Raw genomic sequence first — 18,277 nt, 5'->3', positions numbered from 1 at the left:
TCCGGTGCTGTCAGTCTAACGCTAAAAGTTCTCCACTTTGACGGCTGTAAGCCGATGGTGGGAAAGGCGTTTTTATGAGGCCTCTATCGTTCAAACGCCATCGGTTTCCGCCCGATGTGATCCGGCATGCGGTGTGGCTGTATTTCCGGTTCAGCCTCAGTTTCCGTGACATCGAAGAGTTGATGGCCCAGCGAGGCATCGACGTCACCTACGAGACGATCCGGTGCTGGACTATCAAGTTCGGAACGTTGATCGCCAGGCGATTGAGGAAGAGACACGGGCCTCCGACAGGACGCTGGCATCTGGACGAAATGGTCTGTCAGATCGGCGCAAAGCGTATGTATCTGTGGCGCGCCGTCGACGCCGGAGGCGTAGTTCTGGACGTTGTCGTCCAGCGACGACGGGATACTGGCGCTGCGTTGAAGCTGCTGAAGAAGCTCCTGCACAACCAGCCAGTCGAACCCGAAAGCATCACGACGGACGGACTGGCGTCGTATGGCGCGGCTCTGGATCTGCTGAAACTGCGCCATCTTCACCGACCGGGCCGGCTTCGAGACAACAATCGCGTTGAGAACGCGCACCTGCCGATCCGACGACGAGAACGCCAGCAGCAGGGGTTCAAGTCCCAGGCCTCAGCCCAGCGTTTCCTCACCACCCATGCGGCGATCTACAACACCTTCAATCTTCAACGCCACCTGATCAGCAGGCCCACCCTTCGGCGCTTCCGCGCCGACGCGGATGCCGCATGGACGGTGGCCGTCGTCTGAAACTAGACGGGGTAGGGGCCTTTCAACTTGGAAAAGTTATCCTGACAACACCTCAAGCTGTCATTTCTCCTGCAAGCGGCTCAGGCGCGCGCGCGTTCCACTTCTTGTTCCAGCCGGGTCAGAATACCTTGCCGGAGCCGTTTTCTTTTCCTGTTTATCGCTACAAATGCGCCGATTGCGGCAAATGGCCACCCAAAATAGGCAAGCACACCAAGGACTCCCGCCAGCAAAGCGCTCAATGGGTGGGTCAGATAGACAAGGGGGGACGCCAAACCCATAGAGACCATCATCGTCCCGATAAAAATCCCGACGAACCAAAGGCATCCCAATGGAGCCGGGCTGAGCCAGCTTACGCGCGACGCAAGCACCTTCGACTTGCCCGTCGTGTGGTTAACCACCGCTATCGGGTATCCGCGCCTTGATGCCTGATCTCCGGCATGAACAATGGAGACGCGGTGTCCTTCGCGAACCCCAAAACCCAGATCGGGGAGCGAGGCCTCGAACTCGCCGCCATCATCTTCGCGAACGAATATACGCACCATTTCGGTCGAACTGGTGTGCGTCGTCGTGGATGGGCCGGAGATATTCCCGGTGCCATTGACGACCGTACCACTGCCGCCGGTGGTCGTCACCGTGGTGTTGGTCTCCACCCAGTGTTGCAGGGCGGCGACGAACCCGCTTCTCTCAAAGACGTAGAGCTGATCGAGCGAGGCGATCTTCCCAACGTCGGTCATGGCTTGCACCATGTCATGCTGCGCCCGTTCTCGCTGAAGGTTTTGGGGCCGGTGACGGTGATGGTCAGGCCGCTGCCATGACCGAGCGCCCAGCGGTTGCCGTCGACGTTGCGGAACGGGCCGATCGGCGTGTCGCCGTCGATCTCCGACCAATAGGTCCGCGACAGGCCAAGGTAATCATTGGCCGCCGCCGCGTCGGCGCAGCTCTGGTTGACGGCGTATTTCCCGAACGGGACGGGCAGGACCGAGGCTGTGCCGGGCCGGACGCCCCCCGAGGCGGGAGGCGTCGGCGGAGGCGCAACAGGCGTCACGGGGCGCGGCGCTGCCGCAGCCTCTCCATCCACGCAGCGGGCGAGCGCGTCGAGCGCAGCACCTGAGCCCGCGAGGTTGTAACGCCCGATGCTCACGACCTCGCCTTCGATCCCCCCGACATAGGCGTAAACCGAACGCCCGATGCGCAGATTGCGGATGGGCGAGAATTTCGGGTCGTCGCTTTCTTTGAGAACAGTGACGAAGCCCAGCCCGCGCGGCCCTTGCCGCACGATGGCGTCCGGGCCTTCCGAGCCTGCAATATCGTTGATGACGATCACGAGGCCATAGGGTGTGCCATCCGGCCCCGGCACGTCCTCGCCCTTCTGCCCTGGCCGATAGGTGATCTTCGGGCTTTCCAGCCGCAGGATCAGTTGTCCCGGCAGGCCGCGCGCCTGCATGACCTCCATCGCGTAACCGCCGCCGTAGGTTCGCAGGGCGGAACAGACAGCGCCGCCCTGCGCGTCACCGATCCGGGTGATTGTCCAGTCACCGACGCCGTTCGCAGCCACCTGCGCGGTGGCCGGGCTGGCTTGCAATATCGCAGCCAGAAGAGCCGGGAGCAGCGCCCTTCTCACGACGCAGAAACCTCGGTGCCAGCATTGCGCTGAAACTCCGCAAACACCTCGTCAATGACGCGGATGTTCTGCTTGGGCCGGGACCGGATGTAGAGACCAAACGGCACCAGCATCGCCGTGGCGATCAGCCCGATGATGGTCAAGCCCAGCAGCGCGCCGATCGCGATGAAGCAGAGACCTGCCATCTTGGCGGTATTCTGCGTCGCGATCAGGCGGGAGCGGACGGACGTCAGCACGTCGATATCTGTCGATCCGGCGCGCTTGAACTCGCCGCGCACGATGGCGTGATCCAGTTTTCGGGGAAACAGGGGATGTTCCATGGTGATGCCCTCGCCGTTGCTCTCATTGGGCGGGGCAGCTCTGTCCGATCCCCCGCTTCGACAGCGAGGCATAGAAACCCAACGCGCTCCGCGTCTTGAAGCTGTTCTCAAGAATTTCTAAAGACGTATCGGAGGGGGAACGACATGCACGGCAGCAACGCATCGCGGCGACGCAGGCGGCTTTGGCGGTTTGCCGGAGCCGAGTTCGATGAGGCGAGCTGGACGCTGCGCATCGACGGCCAACCGGTGCCGTTGGAGGGCAAGCCGCTTGAGGTGCTGCACGAACTGCTGCTGCGGGCGGGCGAAGTCGTCACCAAGGACGAAATCCTCGACGCGGTATGGCCGGGCGTGGCGGTGGTCGAAGGCTCGCTGCCGACCGCGATCTCCAAGCTGCGCAAGGCGCTGGGCGAGCGGCAGGACAATATCATCGAGACGGTGCCGCGCGTCGGCTACCGCCTGACCTGTTCGGTCAAGATCGAGGCGGTCGAATCTCCCCTCGCGCCCCGTTTCACCTTTGTCGCGGGCGACGCGGTGCCGGGGCGCAAGCAGTGGCAGCTTGTGCAGCCCCTCGGCGATACCGGGGCGGAGGATGTGTGGCTGGCGCGTCAGATCAAGACGGGCGAGCAGCGGGTCTTCAAGTTCGCCGACGCGCCCGATCGCCTTCGTGCGCTCAAGCGCGAGGCGGCGCTGTCGCGGGTGGTTTTCGCGGCGCTGGGCGCGGCGGCTCCGCTTCCGGCGCTGCTGGAATGGAACTTCGACGGCTCGCCCTTCTTCCTCGAATACGCCTATGGCGGCCCGGACCTGATCGCCTGGGCGGCTCAGTCGGGCGGCCTTGCCGCCATTCCGCTCGACCGGCGGCTGGCGGTCGCGGCCCGCATCTGCCGCGCGGTGGCCGAGGTCCATGGGTTGGGCGTGCTGCACAAGGATTTGAAGCCCGCCAATATTCTGATCGCGAACGGCGACGCCGCGCCGGTCATCCGGCTGGCTGATTTCGGCAGCGGACGGCTGCTGGACGACACCGTTCTCGACAGCTTCCAGATTACCGACCCTGGCTCGCTCGACGCCGGTTTGGAGGACGGCGAGCCGCGTTCGGGCACGCTGGCCTACCGCGCGCCCGAACTGACGGGCGAGGCCATCCCGACCGTCAAGAGCGACATCTACGCGCTCGGCCTCATCCTCTACCAGCTTGCCGTTGGCGACTTCTCCGCCACGCTCGGGCCGGGATGGGAGGACCATATCGCCGACCCCGTGCTGCGCGGCGATATTCGCGCGGCGGCCGAAGTCTCCCCCGAACGTCGCCTCGCCAGCGCGGATGAACTGGCCGAACGGATCGAGCGGATCGAGGAGCGCCGTCAGGATGCCGCCCGCGATGCCGAACGGGCGACATGGCTGGCGGAACAGGAACGGCAGGCCGAACGGCGGCGAGTGCGCCGCCCGTGGGTGCGCGCGGCCGTTGTCGCCGCCTTGATCGGCCTCGTCGGCACATCCGCGATGGCCTGGCTTGCCTCCCGCCAGCGCGATCAGGCGCGGCAGGCACAGGCGCAAGCGGAAGCGAGCTACGCCTTTCTCGCCGATGATATTCTCGCCAGTCCCGACCCCTCAAACGCGAACGGCGCCAATGAGCGGCTGGTCGATGCGGTTCGCCGCGCCAGCGCGGGTATCGACCGCCGCTTCGCCGACCAGCCGCTGGTGGCGGCGCGTCTTTATGCGACACTCGCCCGCGCCTTCGACCAGCGGTCGGAATATGTCGCCGCACGCGACTATTACGATCGTGCGTGGCAGTGGTTTACCCGCGCGGGCGCGACGGCGAGCGTTGAGGCGAACATCATGCGCCTGCAACGCGCCTCGGCAGAGGCGTTCTCGACCCATCCCGGCTCGCTCGACCGCGCCCGCGCGCTCGTCGCGGCGGCCCGTCGCGATCTTGGCGAACGCACCAGGTCGGGCGAGCCGGCGGTCTGGCTGGACCTTGCGGAAGGGACGATCGCCATGGTGGCCGAGCAAGTCCCTGTGGCGCGCGACCATTATGCGCGCGCGGCGGCGCTCGCCGACAAAATGCCCGACCAGTTTGACGAACGGCAACGCCTGAACATGCACCAGCGGCACGCTTTCGCGCTGGCGCGGTTGGGTGAGACGGCCAACGCCGTGCGCGAACTGACTCCGCTTGTTGCCGCGATGAGCAGGCTTCAGGGGCCGGACAGTCCCGATACGCTGCTGTTGCGCCTCAACCTCGCGCAGACGAAAGCCAACAGCGGCGACTTTGCGGCGGCGTTGGCCGACATCAACAGCCTCCTGCCAAGCCTTGAAGCACGCCTGGGGCCTGAGCATCGCCATACGCTGCTGGCGTTGAGCGTGCGGCAGCTCGCGCTCGGCTCGCTCGGGCGGTATCGCGAGGCGGCAGTCGATGGCGAGCGTGTCTGGCGCGCCGCTGCCGCCAAGGACGGGGCGACCTCCTTCACGGCGGTCGCCATGCGGTCGGACCTCGGCACCACGCAATGCCGCGCGGGTGACTATGCGAAGGGCGAGGCCAACACGCGCGCCGCGTATCAGGCGGCGCGCGCCGCCGCGCCCGAGGAAACCGCGCTCGCGCAAGCCATCCGCGTCGCGGTTGCGGATTGCCTGATCCCCCAGCACAAGGAGGCTCAAGCTGCGCCGCTGCTCCGCAACGTCGACCGGGTGCGGGTCAATCAGCTTGTGGGCGATGCTCATTGGGATGCGGGTCTGGACCTTTCCCTTGCGGAAGTGGCGTTCGCGAGCGGAGATCGCCAAGAGGCAATGTCCCGGCTGCGGGCCGTCAATGCGGTCTACACCAAACCGCCTGCTGATCGTTACGTCGCAGAGCGGCTTGAGAGATTGCGCAGGGCGCTTGGTATGTGAGGCGCATGGCTGCGCCGTTGTAGCGATGAAATAGTCATTGTCGCCAGTGCTGTCAGTCCAACGACAACTTGTCTCCAGTGAACGGACTGGTGGCGGAGTAGGCGCCATCAGGAGGCGAGCGCCTTCCACTCGGCCAGGGCGGCCAAGCGTTGGGTTTTGTAATTTGCTCTATTTGTGAGGTGGCGATCCAGATTGAAGTGATTGTGGAAGGCGGCGTGGACGGCGCTGAATTTCTGCAGGGTCTTCATCTGGCGGAACCGCTGCATGGCCCGTTCTCGTCGTCGAAACGGCAGGTGTGAGTTTTCGATGCGGTTGTTGAGCCAGCGGCCCATTTTCTGTTTCTCGGCGCCGCCGATCTGATTCAAAACAGCCCTGTAGGATCGCAATCCATCGGTGAGGATCGCTTTGGCGGGACCGTGCCGGCGCATGGCTTTCTTGAGGAATTTCAGAGCTGCGGCCTTGTCCCGTGTCCTGGTGACAAAGGATTCTAAGATCTCACCTTCGTGGTCGACGGCGCGCCAGAGGTAATGGCGTTCGCCGTTGATCCGGACGAACATCTCGTCGAGATGCCAGCGCCAATGGGTAAAGTGGCGCATGGCCTGGACTCGCTTCCTGCGGATCTCGCCGGCGAACATGGGGCCGAACCGGTTCCACCAAAGCCGGACCGTCTCATGGCAAATATCGATTCCGCGCTCGGCCAGCAGATCTTCGACCTGACGGAGCGAAAGCGGGAAACGGACGTACATCATGACGACGGTTCGGATCACCTCCGGAGAGCTGTCGAACCATCGAAACGGGTTGTCGGACTTCGCCATATGGCCACGCTATCTGACCTGATCGGGGATACAACCCGTTTGGGCTGACAAGACCCACCGGCCGGCTTTGGGAAAACAATCGGGCGGAGAACTCCCACCTGCCGATCCGACGGCGAGAGCGACAGCAGCAGTTGTTCAAGTCCCAGGCTTCAGCCCAGCGTTTCCTCACCACCCACGCCGCGATCTACAACACCTTCTACACCCAACGTCACCTCGTCAGCCGGCCCACGCTTCGACGCTTCCGCGCCGGAGCCGACCAGGCATGAATGGCGGCTACAGCCTAAGATTTCGCCGCGTGGGGCAAGTTGCCGGCTTGGAGCACTTAGCCTGACAGCGCTGTTCCAAGTTGTCAGTTCCAAATGACTTGATGACGCAAGCGATTCATATATTTTGGAATTAAGTCCCAATAATTGGGTCGTCATGAATCATAGGGAAACGGTCGGTTTGTTTCGCAACGCACCACTTCGCGGATTGATGGCAAGTGCGAGCATCAACTTCCTCATGGCCTCGGCGTTCGCCAATGCTGAAGTTCCACGTTTGGAGCGGTTGGATCGGTCCGTCGTCAGCACACAGGCCCACGACGGCGGAACGTTGCTTCAATGGCGGCTGCTGGTGACGGACGCTTCAGATACTCGCTTCGAAGTGTTCAGGAATGGCGCCAAGATGGCCAGGACAGCCGCTGCTGACGCGACGGAATGGCATGACGTAAACGGCGACCCGCTGGCGCGTTATGCGGTGCGCCGCGTGGGCGACGAAAGCCTTACTGACGCGCTGGACCTGCGTGAGGGCTATCTCACAATCCCGCTGGATCGCCCAGATGGCGGCGTGATGCCCGACGGGGTGGCCTATGAATACGAGGCCAACGACGGGACGGTCGGAGATCTGGACGGCGATGGCCGATACGAAATCATACTGAAATGGCAGCCGACGAACGCCAAGGACAACGCCTTCGCCGGCTTCACCGGCCCGACGCTGATAGACGCCTACACGCTGGACGGGCGGCGGCTGTGGCGCATCGACCTGGGGCGCAACATCCGTTCGGGTGCCCACTACACCCAGATAATCGTGCAGGACTTCGACGGCGATGGACGGGCTGAGGTTGTGCTGAAGACCGCAGACGGCACGATCGACGGCGCCGGTCGGATGATCGGCGACGCCGAAGCCGACTGGCGCGAGGATGACGGCGAAATCCCCAGCCGCGACCGCACCGGCGCCGAGCAGAAGCCGGACGGAACCCTGGCGGCGGGCCTGACCGGCCGCATCCTGTCCGGGCCGGAGTTCATCACCGTATTCGACGGCCGCACCGGCGCGGCCCTGGCCACCGCCCCCTATGTCCCCTCGCGCGGTCGATCCGGAGACGAAGCGACGCCGGAAGAGATGGCGGCCCTCTGGGGCGACGGCTATGGCAATCGATCCGAGCGTTACCTGGGCGGCACGGCCTATCTGGATGGTCGTCTCCCCAGCATCGTCATGGCGCGCGGCTATTATGGACGCACCGTTGTCGCGGCCTGGGACTGGCGCGACGGGCGGCTGAGCCAGCGCTGGGTGTTCGACAGCGACCAGGCGCCCGAAGGTTACGCCGGTCAGGGCAATCATCAGTTCAGCGTGGCGGACGTGGACAACGACGGACGTCAGGAGATCGTCTATGGCGCCATGGCGCTGGACGACGACGGAACGCCGCTGTGGACCACGCGGCTGGGCCACGGCGACGCCATGCACGTCGGCGATCTGGACCCGACGCGGCCGGGGCTGGAGAAGTTCGGCGTCCATGAGAACGTCGGCGGCAACGGCGGCGTCGGCTCGGCCATGGTTGACGCCCGCACCGGAGAAATCCTGTGGCGGACGCCCGGCCAGCACGACGTCGGGCGCGGCGTAGCCCTGGACATCGACCCCCGCTATCCGGGCGCCGAGGTCTGGGCGTCGAACGGCGGCGACCTGTATTCGGCGGACGGACGGGTCATCGGCCACACCCGGCCGCAACAGATGAATTTCGGCGTCTGGTGGGACGGCGACGCCCTGCGCGAACTGCTGGACGGGACGCGCATCTTCAAATGGGACTGGCAGAACCAGCGGTCCGTCCCCCTGCTGAGCACCGAGGACGCGGCGTCGAACAACGGCACCAAGGCCAATCCGGTTCTGGTCGCCGACATCCTGGGTGACTGGCGCGAGGAGGTCGTGTGGCGAACGCCGGACAGTTCGGCGCTGCGCATCTATGTGACCCCGCATCCGACCGCCATCCGCCGCGTCACCCTGATGCACGACGCGCAGTATCGATCGCAGGTGTCGGGTCAGAACTCGGCCTACAACCAGCCCTCGCACCCCGGTTTCGCCTTCGACGCCGTCCCGCCGGCGGAGCGCGGGCGATGAGGGCGAACCGACGCGGGGTTCTGCTGGGCGCCGCCGGTCTGGCGGGGTGCGCGAGCCTGCCCCGATCCGGCGCACGGCGTCTTTACGCCGACGACTTCCGCCACGGCCTTGGTCAGTGGCTGGTTGAACTGGAGCAGAGACAGGGAACGGTGCGGGCCGCCGACGGGGCGATGATCTTCGACGTGCCCAAGGGGGCGACCGCCTGGTTCCGGCCCGAACTGACCTCGCCGGTCGAAATCCGCTTCACGGCCGAAGCCGTGTCGGGCGGCGGCGCCCATGACCGGGTCAGCGATCTGAACTGCTTCTGGATGGCCGACGATCCGCGCAGTCCCGGCGCCCTTCTGGCGCGGCCCCGGTCGGGGGCCTTTGCCGACTACGACACCCTGCGGACCTACTATGTCGGGCTGGGCGGCAATTCGAACACCTCTTCGCGCTTTCGCCGCTATGTCGGGAACGGAGAAAGGCCGCTGCTGCCCCAGCACGATCTGTCGGCGCCGGACGACCTGATCGCGGCCAACCGGCCCTATCGCATCCGCCTGATCGCCGACGGGTCGCGCATCGAATACTGGCGCGACGACCGGCGCATGTTCGCCCTGGACGACCCCGCCCCCTATCGTCGCGGCTGGTTCGGCCTGCGCACCACCTGGAATCACATGACCGTCCGGGACTTTTCGGTCTGGACCGTCGCCTAGTTTGAGGAAGCCGATGAAGAAGCATGCCCTGATCCTGGCGCTGGCCCTGGCGGCCCTGACGCAGACAGCCCTGGCGCCCTGCGCCCAGGCCGAAACCTACTGGGCGCGAAGCTGGAACGCCTCGCCCGTGGCCGCCGCACCCGACCGCCGCCCTCCGACGCTGAAGGATGTCACCGTGCGTCAGGTGGTCCGCGTCAGCGCGGGCGGCGACCGCTTCCGCCTGCGCCTGTCCAACGAATACGGCCCCGTCGTCGCCCGGATCGAACGGGTGCGGATCGTGCAGTTGGCCGACGACGGAAAGCCCGTGCCCGGCACGGCGCGCGACCTAACCTTCGACGGATCGGCGGGCGCCGTCCTGGCGCCGGAAGCGCCCCTGCTCAGCGATCCGGTCGATCTGGCCCTGCCCGCGCTGGCCCGCCTGTCGATCAGCCTTTATCTGCCGGACGAGGTGGCCGATCCGACCATCCACCTGCTGGGCCTGTCGTCCGGCTGGATCGCGCCCGGCGATCAGACGGCGGCGGCCGAACTGACGGACCCGGTGCTTGTGACCCAACGCATCCTGATCTCGGGCATAGACGTGCAGCGGGCCGAGCCGGGGCGGGTCATCGTCACCCTGGGCGATTCCATAACCGACGGCGCCAACGGCACGCGCGACGCCGACCGGCGTTGGCCCGACCTGCTGGCGGCCCGCCTGCAAGCGGCGGGTCTGACCTCGGTGGCGGTCGCCAATGCCGGGATTTCCGGCAACCGCATCCTGAAGCCCAAGCCCGGCCTGGGTGTCGCCGCCCTGGCCCGGTTCGACCGCGACGTGCTGGCCGTGCCCGGCGCGACCGATGTGATCGTGCTGGAGGGCGTCAATGACTTCGGCATGGCCTGGCGCGACCACGATCCGCAGCCGCCGACCCCCGCCGACCTGATCGCCGGCTATCGCCAGATCATCGCCCGCGCCCATGCGGGCGGGCTGAAGGTCAGGCTGGCGACCATCCTGCCCTACAAGGACGCCAACTACTGGTCCGAACAGGGCGAGGCGACGCGCCAGGCCCTGAACGCCTGGATTCGCACCAGCGGAGAGGCGGACGGCGTCATCGACTTCGACGCCGTGATGCGCGACCCGGCCGAGCCGCTGAAACTGGCCGCCGCCTATGACAGCGGCGACCATCTGCACCCGAACGACGCCGGTTTCCGCGCCATGGCCGACGCCATCGACCTGACGCCCTATCGGTGAGACGCGAACGGCGGCCTGACGTGGATCAGGCCGCCAGCATGTCGCGCGTCATGCCCGCGACGGACTTGGCCCCGGTCAGGGTCATGGCGACGCGCATTTCCTTTTCGATCAGGTCCAGCAGGTTCTCGACCCCCGCCTGCCCGTCCGCCGCCAGCGCATAGACGAAGGCCCGGCCCAGCAGGACGGCGTCGGCGCCGAGCGAGATCGCCCGCACCACGTCCAGACCGTTGCGAACGCCGGAATCGGCCAGGATCTTCAGATCGCCCTGAACCGCATCGGCGATGGCGGGCAAGGCGCGGGCCGAGGACAGAACGCCGTCCAGTTGGCGCCCGCCGTGGTTCGACACCACGATCCCGTCGGCGCCGAGGCTGACGGCGTCGCGGGCGTCCTGCGGGTCAAGCACGCCCTTGATGATCATCGGCCCGTCCCAGAAGTCGCGGATCCATTGCAGATCCTTCCACGAGATCGACGGATCGAAGTTGTTCGCCAGCCAGCCGATGTAGTCGGCCAGCCCTGTCGGCTTGCCCAGATAGGCAGAGACATTGCCCAGATCGTGCGGCGTGCCGCGCAGGCCCACGTCGAAGGCCCACATCGGATGGGTCATGGCCTGGATCATGCGGCGCAGGGGCGCGTTCGGCCCGCTCATGCCCGAATGGGCGTCGCGGTAGCGAGCGCCGGGGGTCGGCATGTCGACGGTGAAGACCAGGGTCTTGATCCCCGCCGCCTTCGCCCGCTCCAGCGCATTCTTCATGAAGCCCCGGTCGCGCAGGACATAGAGCTGGAACCACATGGGCCGGTCGATGGCGGGCGCCACCTCCTCGATCGGGCAGACCGAGACGGTGGATAGGGTGAAGGGCACGCCGCGCGAGGCCGCAGCCCTGGCCGCCTGAACCTCGCCCCGGCGCGCGTACATGCCCGTCAGACCGACCGGCGCCAGCACGACCGGCAGGCGCAGCGTCTCGTCGAACAGCCGGGTTTCCAGGCTGAGGCTGGTCATGTCCTGCAGCACGCGCTGGCGCAGGGCGATGGCCTGCCAGTCCTCGACGTTGCGCCTCAGCGTCTGCTCGGCGTATGCGCCGCCGTCGATATAGTGGAACAGGAAGGGCGGCAGCTTGCGCCGCGCGGCCTCGCGATAGTCGCTGGGGGACGAGATGATCATGGCCGCGCCTTACTGGAAGTTGGCGAAGGCCCCGCCGTCGACCAGCAGGGCCGCGCCGGACATGTAGGACGCCATGTCCGAGGCCAGGAAGGCCACGACCGAGGCGATGTCCTGGGGCCGGCCCAGCCGACCCAGCGGAATGCGGCCTTCCATATACTCGCGCTTCTTCGGATCGGCGAGGTCGTCCTTGTTGATGTCGGTGGCGATGGTGCCGGGCAGGACCGAGTTGCAGCGGATGCCGTGACGCCCCAGGGCCACGGCGCAGGACTGCATAAGGCTGTGCACCCCCGCCTTGGTGGGGGTGTAGTGGGTCTGCATCTCGCCGCCGACCAGGGCCGAGATCGAACTGATCGCCACGATGGCGCCGCCGTCGCCCTGTTTGACCATCTGATTGGCCGCCGCCTGCACCATGAAATAGGCGCCGTGCAGATTGACCTCCATCGTCCGGCGCAGGGTCTTGGCCGGCATGTCGAGGAAGGCGTGGAAGGGGCAGATGCCGGCGTTGGAGACGAAGACGTCGACCCGGCCCAGCGCCTGAACGGCGGCGTCGACGAAGGCTGCGGCGCTGTCGGGCTGGGCCACGTCGCCGTCGACGGCGATGGCGCGGCGGCCCAGGGCCTCGATCTCGGCGACCACTTCGGCGGCGGCCGCATCGTCGCGATAGGTGTTGAGGGCCACGTCGGCGCCCTGACGCGCGGCCTCGATGGCCGTCGCTCGTCCGATGCCCCGCGATGCGCCCGTGACCAGGACGACCTTGTTCTCAAGCAGCATGGGGACTCCCGCGATGGTTCGGCTTCAGGGTTTGGGCGACCAGCCCAGATCGGCGCTGATGGCGTCGGCGGCTTCGGTCACGGTCTTGGTCAGTTCCGTCATCCGGGCGTCGGACATATACTGGGCGGCGGAAGACACGCTGAGGGCGGCGACGATCTGGCCGTTGACCGAACGAATCGGGGCGGCGACGCAGCGGATCTGATCTTCGTTCTCTTCCAGGTCGAAGGCGTAGCCCTTCTGGGCGTAGCCATGCATCCGCTCCAGCCAGACGGCGCGGGCGGCCGAGTCGAACTTGGCGCCAGGCTCGGCGTAGAAGTCGATCCAGTCCGCCTCGGTCTTGTCCAAGATCAGCGCCTTGCCCAGGCCGGTCGAGGCGATGGGGTGGCGTTCGCCCAGGCGCGAACCGATGTTGATGCGACGTCGTCCCGAGACCTTGTCAAGATAAAGCGCATGGCGGCCGTCCAGCACGCCCAGATGCACGGTGTCGTCGGTCACGGCCGACAGCTGCTCCAGCCATGGCCGGGCCACGCGCGGCAGGTGCATCTGCTGGCTTGCGGCATGGCCCAGCTCCAGCAGCTTCGGCCCCAGCGAATAACCCTCGCGCGGACGAAACGACAGCAGCCGACGCTCCACTAGGGCCGAGGCCAGACGGTGGGTGGTGCTGCGCGTCAGCTCCAGCTTTTCGGAAAGTTCGGCCAGCGGCAGCGAGCCCTCAATCAAGGCGTCGATGACGTCCAGACCACGCAGCAGGGTCTGGCTGCCGGACGCCTTGGCCCCCGCCTCTTCTTCCCCATCGACCTGCACGGTCTTGATTGACGACGATCGTCCCATTTCGTAATCCTCATTCTCAGAATGTAGCAAAACGCGCAAGTCGTCCGTTGCCACGCGGGTGACATTGACGTGACGCACGGAGGAAAGCCAGTGAAATCCCGCATTATGGGAGCAGATCGCCATTTTTCGGTGATTGCGCGATGAGCCGCGTGCCTCGCATCAAACACGTCCGCGCCTTTGTCGTGAAAAACGACGGAAACGGCGGCGGCGCCGACTATCACGACCAAGGCGACGGCCACTGGATCGACGACCATATCGCCACGCCGATGGCGAAATATCCAGAATATCGCCAGAGCCGCCGAAGCTTCGGCATCAATGTGCTGGGCACCCTGGTCGTCGAGATCGAGGCCGAAAACGGCGTGGTTGGCTTCGCCGTGACGACCGGCGGCGAACCGGCGGCCTATATCGTCGAGAAACATCTGGCCCGCTTCCTGGAAGGCCGCGATCCGTCCGAGGTCGAGAAGATCTGGGACCAGATGTATTTCTCCACCCAGTACTACGGCCGCAAGGGTCTGGTGGTGAACGCCATCTCCGGCGTCGATTTGGCGCTGTGGGACTTGCTGGGCCGCCTGCGTCAGGAGCCGGTCTTCGCCATACTGGGCGGTCCAGTGCGCGACGAGCTGACCTTCTACGCCACCGGCGCTCGGCCCGACAAAGCCAAGGAACTGGGCTTCATCGGCGGCAAGATGCCCCTGCACCACGGCCCGGCTGAGGGCGAGGAGGGTCTGCACAAGAATCTCGCCGAGCTGGAGGCCATGCGCAACGCCTGCGGCGACGACTTCTGGCTGATGTTCGACTGCTGGATGGCGCTGGACCTGAACTACGCCACACGCCTGGCGCACGAAGCCCACAAACTGGGTCTGAAGTGGATCGAGGAGGCGCTGAGCCCCGACGACTACTGGGGCTATCAGGCGCTGAAGAAGAACGTCCCCAAGGGGATGCTAGTCACGACCGGCGAGCATGAGGCCACCCGCTGGGGCTTCCGCATGCTGCTGGAAATGGAATGCTGCGACATCATCCAGCCGGACGTCGGCTGGTGCGGCGGCGTGACCGAACTGATCAAGATTTCCGCCATGGCCGACGCCAAGAGCGTGCTGATGATCCCGCACGGCTCATCGGTCTATTCCTATCACTTCGTGGTGACGCGCCATAACAGCCCGTTCGCCGAGTTCCTGATGATGGCCCCAGGCGCCGACGAGGTCGTGCCGATGTTCCATCCGCAGCTGATCGGCGAACCCGTCCCCGTAAACGGCCGCCTGAAAGTTCCAGATACCCCCGGCTTCGGCGTCGAGCTGAACCGAGACATCGCCCTGCATCGCCCCTACGCGCGTTAAGACGAAAGCCCTTCCTCCACCATGAAACTGCTGCGTTACGGCCCCAAGGGCCAGGAAAAGCCGGGCACGCTGGACGCCGAAGGGCGTATCCGCGACCTGTCGGGCGTCATCGCCGACATCACCCCGGATCAACTGCATGGCCCCGCCCTCGACGCCCTGAAAGCCATCGACCCCACCACGCTTCCTCTGGTCGAGGGCGAACCGCGCTATGGCGTGCCGGTGAACGGCAGCCGCAAGTTCATCGCCATCGGCCTGAACTTCGCGGATCACGCGGCGGAATCCAACCTGCCGATCCCGGAAGAGCCGGTCGTCTTCACCAAGGCCATCACCTGCCTGAACGGGCCGAACGACGACGTGGTCATTCCGCGCGGTTCGGAGAAGACCGACTGGGAGGTCGAACTGGGCATCGTCATCGGCAAGCCCGCCTCCTACGTCGCCAAGGAACAGGCCCTGGATCACGTCGCCGGCTATGTGTTGATCAACGACGTGTCCGAACGCGCCTTCCAGACCGAACGCGGCGGCACCTGGGACAAGGGCAAGGGCTGCGACACCTTCGGGCCTGTCGGCCCCTGGCTGGTCACGACCGACGAGGTCGGCGACGTGCAGAACCTGGACATGTGGCTGGACCTGAACGGCCAGCGGATGCAGACCGGCAACACCAGGACCATGATCTTCGGCGTCGCCGAGATCGTCTCCTATCTGTCGGAGTTCATGACGCTGGAGCCTGGCGACCTGATCACCACCGGCACTCCCCCCGGCGTGGGCCTGGGCCAGAAGCCGCCGCTGTATCTGAAGCCGGGCGACACGGTGCGTCTGGGCATCCAGAAGCTGGGCGAACAGGGCCAGACCTTCGTGGAGTGGACGCGATGAACGCCTATCGGGACCGTTTCGCGGGCCGCGTCGCCGTCGTCACCGGCGGCGCCTCGGGCCTGGGCAAGGCCGCCGCCGCCCGCATCGTCGCCGAGGGCGGCAAGGTGGCCCTGTGGGACCTGAACGCCGACGCGCTGAAGGCCGCCGCCGAAGAGATCGGGGCCAGCCATGTGGTCGCCCTGGACGTCGCCGACGCCGATGCGGTGGCCGCCGCCGCCGAACAGACGCACGGGCTTCTGGGCGGCATCGACATCCTGATCGCCTCGGCCGGCATCACCGGGGCCACCGTGCCGGTGCAGGACTTCCCGCTGGACAGCTGGCGCCGGGTCATCGACATCAATCTGAACGGCGTCTTCTACTGCTGCCGCGCCATCACCCCCTTCATGCTGAAGGCGGGCTATGGCCGCATCGTCAACGTCGCCTCGGTCGCGGGCAAGGAAGGCAATCCCAACGCCTCAGCCTATTCCGCCTCCAAGGCCGGGGTCATCGGCTTCACCAAGTCGCTGGGCAAGGAACTGGCCGGCAAGGGCGTCATCGCCAACAGCCTGACCCCCGCCACCTTCGAAAGCCCCATCCTGGAGCAGCTGCCCCAGAGCCAGGTCGACTATATGCGCTCCAAAATCCCAATGGGACGCCTGGGCGAAGTCGAGGAAAGCGCCGCCATGGTCTGTTTCATGGCCTCCGAGGAATGCAGCTTCACAACCGCCTCCACCTTCGACACCTCCGGCGGAAGAACGACATACTGAGACCGGGACACGACATGGGCGGCTGGATTTTCGGATGTCGGCGCGCCCGTGTCGCGACCGGAGCGGCGGCGGTCATTCTGGCGCTCGGCGGCCTGCTGTCGCCGGTCGCGCGGGCCCAGACCGCCGACGCCCCATCCAGTCTGGCCCAGGACGATCTGCTCCAGACCCGAACCTACGGGTTGAGGCCGGGCGAGGACGACGCATCCCTGACCCTGTTCGCGCCGCAGAACGGGCGACGCAGCGGCGCGGCGGTCATCATCGCGCCCGGCGGCGGCTATGTGAACCTCGCGGGCAATCTGGAGGGGCGGCAGGTCGCCGACTGGTTCGCCGCGCGCGGGATCAGCGCCTTCGTGCTGAAATACCGTCACGGCGCGGGCCGTCCCCTGCCCCAGCCGATCGAGGACGGAGAGCGCGCGGTTCGGTTCGTCCGCGCCAACGCCCGCGCCTTCGGCCTGGACGCCGACCGGATCGGCCTGATGGGCTTTTCCGCCGGCGGCCATCTGGCGGCCATGACGGCCAGCCTGTCGGACGACGGCGACGCCGCCGCCCCCGATGCGGTCGAGCGGGTCTCAAGCCGTCCCGATTTCCTGATCCTGGCCTATCCCTGGCTTGAGGCGACCGATCTGAACGCCGAGGGCGGCTCCGAATACTGCCGCTTCGCCCGCATGGCCCGTTGGGATTGCGCCCCTCGGGACTATGTCGCCTATACCCCCCTGCCGGGCGTCGTGGCCAAGGCCCCGCCGACCTTCATCTATCACACCACCGACGACGCCTTGGTCCCGGTTCGGGGTTCGGTCGATCTGTATTCGGCCTTGGCGACGGCGGGCAAGGACGTGGAGATGCACCTGTTCGCCCACGGGTCGCACGGCTCGGGCCTGGGCGGCGCCGACCCCGCCCTGACTCTGTGGCCGCAGGCGCTGGACGCCTGGCTGCGGGCGCGCGGTTATTTCAGCAAGGAGGCGCAGCCCGCGTCATGACGTCCGGTCTTCGCATCATCGACAGCCACGTCCACCTGTGGGACCTGTCGCGCGCCCGCTATGGCTGGCTTCAGGACGATCCCCTGCCGAACAATCCGGCGGGGGACATGACGCCCATCGCGCACCGGGACTATCTGCTGGACGACTATCTGGCCGATACGGCGGGCTGGCGCGTGGACAAGATCGTCCATGTCGAGGCCGGACAGCCCAGGGGCCGGCAACTGGCCGAGACCGACTGGCTGCAAGCCCTCGCGGACCAGCGCGGCTATCCTCACGGCATCGTCGCCGGGGCCGATCTGCTGGACCCCGATCTAGACGCCCTGCTGGAGGCCCACGCCGCGCGGCCGAACGTGCGGGGCGTTCGCCAGATCGTCTGCTGGCATGAAGACCCGCTGAAGACCTATACCGACCGCGACCTGCTGCTGGACCCGCAATGGGTCGCGGGGTTCGCCAGACTGGCCCGGCATGGGCTGTCGTTCGATCTGCAGCTCTATCCATCGCAGATGGCGACGGCGGCCGCGATCGCCGCGCGCCATCCCGACATTCCGTTGATCGTCAATCACGCCAGCCTGCCGACCGATCGCGACGCCATCGGCATGGAGCGCTGGCGCGCCGGGCTGCGCCTGCTGGCGGCCCAGCCGCAGGTGTCGATCAAGATTTCCGGCCTGGGCATCACCGACCGCGCCTGGACGCCGGATTCGATCCGTCCCATCGTCCTGGAGTGCATCGACGCCTTCGGGACCGAACGGGCCATGTTCGCCTCGGACTTTCCCGTGGAAAGCGTCCACGGAACCTTCGACGCCTTCTATTCCGCCTTCGACGCCATCACGGCCGACTTCTCGGCCGAGGAGCGGGATCGGTTGTTCGCCGGCGCCGCCGAGACGATCTACCGCCTCTGACGCCGGCGC

Annotated in this window: 17 protein-coding genes and 1 pseudogene; 11 read left to right on the top strand and 7 right to left on the bottom strand. The window is 66.3% G+C overall.

Annotated features, from left to right (window positions below; genetic code table 11):
- Window positions 1-74 precede the first annotated feature (74 nt).
- Window positions 75-767 carry an IS6 family transposase gene (locus tag ACWPV3_RS07045; protein ID WP_453977378.1) on the top strand — a complete coding sequence of 231 codons (693 nt, stop codon included), beginning with the start codon at window positions 75-77 and terminating at the stop codon, window positions 765-767.
- Window positions 768-847: 80 nt separating this feature from the next.
- On the opposite strand, the gene ACWPV3_RS07040 is transcribed toward ACWPV3_RS07045, so the two are convergent.
- The 3 genes from ACWPV3_RS07040 to ACWPV3_RS07030 are packed head-to-tail and all read right to left on the bottom strand — an operon-like array spanning window position 848 to window position 2,708.
- Window positions 848-1,501 (bottom strand): hypothetical protein, encoded by a 654-nt coding sequence (locus ACWPV3_RS07040; protein WP_453977377.1) that lies wholly within the window; start codon window positions 1,499-1,501, stop codon window positions 848-850.
- Window positions 1,498-2,349 carry a hypothetical protein gene (locus tag ACWPV3_RS07035; protein ID WP_453977376.1) on the bottom strand — a complete coding sequence of 284 codons (852 nt, stop codon included), beginning with the start codon at window positions 2,347-2,349 and terminating at the stop codon, window positions 1,498-1,500. The genes ACWPV3_RS07040 and ACWPV3_RS07035 overlap by 4 nt, the downstream gene beginning before the upstream one ends.
- Before the next feature lie 35 nt (window positions 2,350-2,384).
- A complete protein-coding gene (locus ACWPV3_RS07030) occupies window positions 2,385-2,708 on the bottom strand; it encodes a hypothetical protein (RefSeq protein ID WP_453977375.1) in 324 nt (107 codons plus the stop codon).
- Between the two features lie 144 nt (window positions 2,709-2,852).
- Between ACWPV3_RS07030 and ACWPV3_RS07025 the strand changes: the two genes are divergently transcribed.
- Complete coding sequence (locus ACWPV3_RS07025; RefSeq protein WP_453977374.1) at window positions 2,853-5,582, top strand: protein kinase domain-containing protein; 2,730 nt, start codon at window positions 2,853-2,855, stop codon at window positions 5,580-5,582.
- Window positions 5,583-5,689: 107 nt separating this feature from the next.
- On the opposite strand, the gene ACWPV3_RS07020 is transcribed toward ACWPV3_RS07025, so the two are convergent.
- Window positions 5,690-6,397 carry an IS6 family transposase gene (locus tag ACWPV3_RS07020; protein WP_453977373.1) on the bottom strand — a complete coding sequence of 236 codons (708 nt, stop codon included), beginning with the start codon at window positions 6,395-6,397 and terminating at the stop codon, window positions 5,690-5,692.
- A 59-nt stretch (window positions 6,398-6,456) separates the two neighbouring features.
- Between ACWPV3_RS07020 and ACWPV3_RS07015 the strand changes: the two are divergent.
- From ACWPV3_RS07015 to ACWPV3_RS07000, 4 genes and pseudogenes are all read left to right on the top strand, one after another.
- Window positions 6,457-6,663, top strand: a pseudogene (locus ACWPV3_RS07015) (DDE-type integrase/transposase/recombinase); the annotation flags it as partial.
- Between the two features lie 154 nt (window positions 6,664-6,817).
- Window positions 6,818-8,764 (top strand): rhamnogalacturonan lyase, encoded by a 1,947-nt coding sequence (locus ACWPV3_RS07010; protein WP_453977372.1) that lies wholly within the window; start codon window positions 6,818-6,820, stop codon window positions 8,762-8,764.
- Window positions 8,761-9,456: a DUF6250 domain-containing protein gene (locus ACWPV3_RS07005; protein ID WP_453977371.1), complete on the top strand. Its 696-nt coding sequence runs from the start codon at window positions 8,761-8,763 to the stop codon at window positions 9,454-9,456. The genes ACWPV3_RS07010 and ACWPV3_RS07005 overlap by 4 nt, the downstream gene beginning before the upstream one ends.
- A 13-nt stretch (window positions 9,457-9,469) precedes the next feature.
- Window positions 9,470-10,681 (top strand): SGNH/GDSL hydrolase family protein, encoded by a 1,212-nt coding sequence (locus ACWPV3_RS07000; protein ID WP_453977370.1) that lies wholly within the window; start codon window positions 9,470-9,472, stop codon window positions 10,679-10,681.
- Window positions 10,682-10,706: 25 nt separating this feature from the next.
- Here ACWPV3_RS07000 and lldD read toward each other — a convergent pair whose 3' ends face one another.
- The 3 genes from lldD to ACWPV3_RS06985 are packed head-to-tail and all read right to left on the bottom strand — an operon-like array spanning window position 10,707 to window position 13,442.
- Window positions 10,707-11,840 carry an FMN-dependent L-lactate dehydrogenase LldD gene (lldD, locus tag ACWPV3_RS06995; RefSeq protein WP_453977369.1) on the bottom strand — a complete coding sequence of 378 codons (1,134 nt, stop codon included), beginning with the start codon at window positions 11,838-11,840 and terminating at the stop codon, window positions 10,707-10,709.
- Window positions 11,841-11,849: 9 nt separating this feature from the next.
- A complete protein-coding gene (locus ACWPV3_RS06990) occupies window positions 11,850-12,611 on the bottom strand; it encodes an SDR family NAD(P)-dependent oxidoreductase (protein ID WP_453977368.1) in 762 nt (253 codons plus the stop codon).
- A gap of 24 nt (window positions 12,612-12,635) precedes the next feature.
- Window positions 12,636-13,442, bottom strand: coding sequence for an IclR family transcriptional regulator (locus tag ACWPV3_RS06985; protein ID WP_453977367.1), 807 nt, complete (start codon window positions 13,440-13,442; stop codon window positions 12,636-12,638).
- Between the two features lie 140 nt (window positions 13,443-13,582).
- Here ACWPV3_RS06985 and rhmD point away from each other — a divergent pair, with 140 nt between their 5' ends.
- Genes rhmD through ACWPV3_RS06960 form a run of 5 tightly spaced genes read left to right on the top strand, consistent with a single transcriptional unit; the run spans window position 13,583 to window position 18,268 of the window.
- Window positions 13,583-14,776, top strand: coding sequence for an L-rhamnonate dehydratase (gene rhmD / locus ACWPV3_RS06980; protein WP_453977366.1), 1,194 nt, complete (start codon window positions 13,583-13,585; stop codon window positions 14,774-14,776).
- A 21-nt stretch (window positions 14,777-14,797) separates the two neighbouring features.
- Window positions 14,798-15,646: a fumarylacetoacetate hydrolase family protein gene (locus ACWPV3_RS06975; RefSeq protein WP_453977365.1), complete on the top strand. Its 849-nt coding sequence runs from the start codon at window positions 14,798-14,800 to the stop codon at window positions 15,644-15,646.
- Window positions 15,643-16,392, top strand: a complete 750-nt coding sequence (locus tag ACWPV3_RS06970) for an SDR family NAD(P)-dependent oxidoreductase (protein WP_453977364.1) — start codon at window positions 15,643-15,645, stop codon at window positions 16,390-16,392. Before ACWPV3_RS06975 ends, ACWPV3_RS06970 begins: the two co-directional genes overlap by 4 nt.
- 14 nt (window positions 16,393-16,406) lie before the next feature.
- Window positions 16,407-17,369 (top strand): alpha/beta hydrolase, encoded by a 963-nt coding sequence (locus tag ACWPV3_RS06965; RefSeq protein WP_453977363.1) that lies wholly within the window; start codon window positions 16,407-16,409, stop codon window positions 17,367-17,369.
- Entirely contained in the window at window positions 17,366-18,268 is a 903-nt protein-coding gene (locus tag ACWPV3_RS06960; RefSeq protein WP_453977362.1) for an amidohydrolase family protein, read from the top strand. Before ACWPV3_RS06965 ends, ACWPV3_RS06960 begins: the two co-directional genes overlap by 4 nt.
- Window positions 18,269-18,277: the final 9 nt, after the last annotated feature.

It is taken from the genome of Brevundimonas sp. Marseille-Q4549, from assembly GCF_976940555.1.
The sequence above is the reverse complement of the archived record's forward strand: the minus strand, read 5'-3'. Positions and strand labels throughout refer to the sequence as shown.

Bases quoted from the DNA above. Each gene is read 5' to 3' on its own strand.
- rhmD (WP_453977366.1), top strand. From the start codon at position 13,583: ATGAGCCGCGTGCCTCGCATCAAACACGTCCGCGCCTTTGTCGTGAAA.
- ACWPV3_RS07030 (WP_453977375.1), bottom strand. From the start codon at position 2,708: ATGGAACATCCCCTGTTTCCCCGAAAACTGGATCACGCCATCGTGCGC.
- ACWPV3_RS07040 (WP_453977377.1), bottom strand. From the start codon at position 1,501: ATGACCGACGTTGGGAAGATCGCCTCGCTCGATCAGCTCTACGTCTTT.
- ACWPV3_RS06960 (WP_453977362.1), top strand. From the start codon at position 17,366: ATGACGTCCGGTCTTCGCATCATCGACAGCCACGTCCACCTGTGGGAC.
- ACWPV3_RS07045 (WP_453977378.1), top strand. From the start codon at position 75: ATGAGGCCTCTATCGTTCAAACGCCATCGGTTTCCGCCCGATGTGATC.
- ACWPV3_RS07000 (WP_453977370.1), top strand. From the start codon at position 9,470: ATGAAGAAGCATGCCCTGATCCTGGCGCTGGCCCTGGCGGCCCTGACG.
- ACWPV3_RS06965 (WP_453977363.1), top strand. From the start codon at position 16,407: ATGGGCGGCTGGATTTTCGGATGTCGGCGCGCCCGTGTCGCGACCGGA.
- ACWPV3_RS06985 (WP_453977367.1), bottom strand. From the start codon at position 13,442: ATGGGACGATCGTCGTCAATCAAGACCGTGCAGGTCGATGGGGAAGAA.
- ACWPV3_RS06990 (WP_453977368.1), bottom strand. From the start codon at position 12,611: ATGCTGCTTGAGAACAAGGTCGTCCTGGTCACGGGCGCATCGCGGGGC.
- ACWPV3_RS06975 (WP_453977365.1), top strand. From the start codon at position 14,798: ATGAAACTGCTGCGTTACGGCCCCAAGGGCCAGGAAAAGCCGGGCACG.
- lldD (WP_453977369.1), bottom strand. From the start codon at position 11,840: ATGATCATCTCGTCCCCCAGCGACTATCGCGAGGCCGCGCGGCGCAAG.
- ACWPV3_RS07005 (WP_453977371.1), top strand. From the start codon at position 8,761: ATGAGGGCGAACCGACGCGGGGTTCTGCTGGGCGCCGCCGGTCTGGCG.
- ACWPV3_RS07025 (WP_453977374.1), top strand. From the start codon at position 2,853: ATGCACGGCAGCAACGCATCGCGGCGACGCAGGCGGCTTTGGCGGTTT.
- ACWPV3_RS06970 (WP_453977364.1), top strand. From the start codon at position 15,643: ATGAACGCCTATCGGGACCGTTTCGCGGGCCGCGTCGCCGTCGTCACC.
- ACWPV3_RS07020 (WP_453977373.1), bottom strand. From the start codon at position 6,397: ATGGCGAAGTCCGACAACCCGTTTCGATGGTTCGACAGCTCTCCGGAG.
- ACWPV3_RS07010 (WP_453977372.1), top strand. From the start codon at position 6,818: ATGAATCATAGGGAAACGGTCGGTTTGTTTCGCAACGCACCACTTCGC.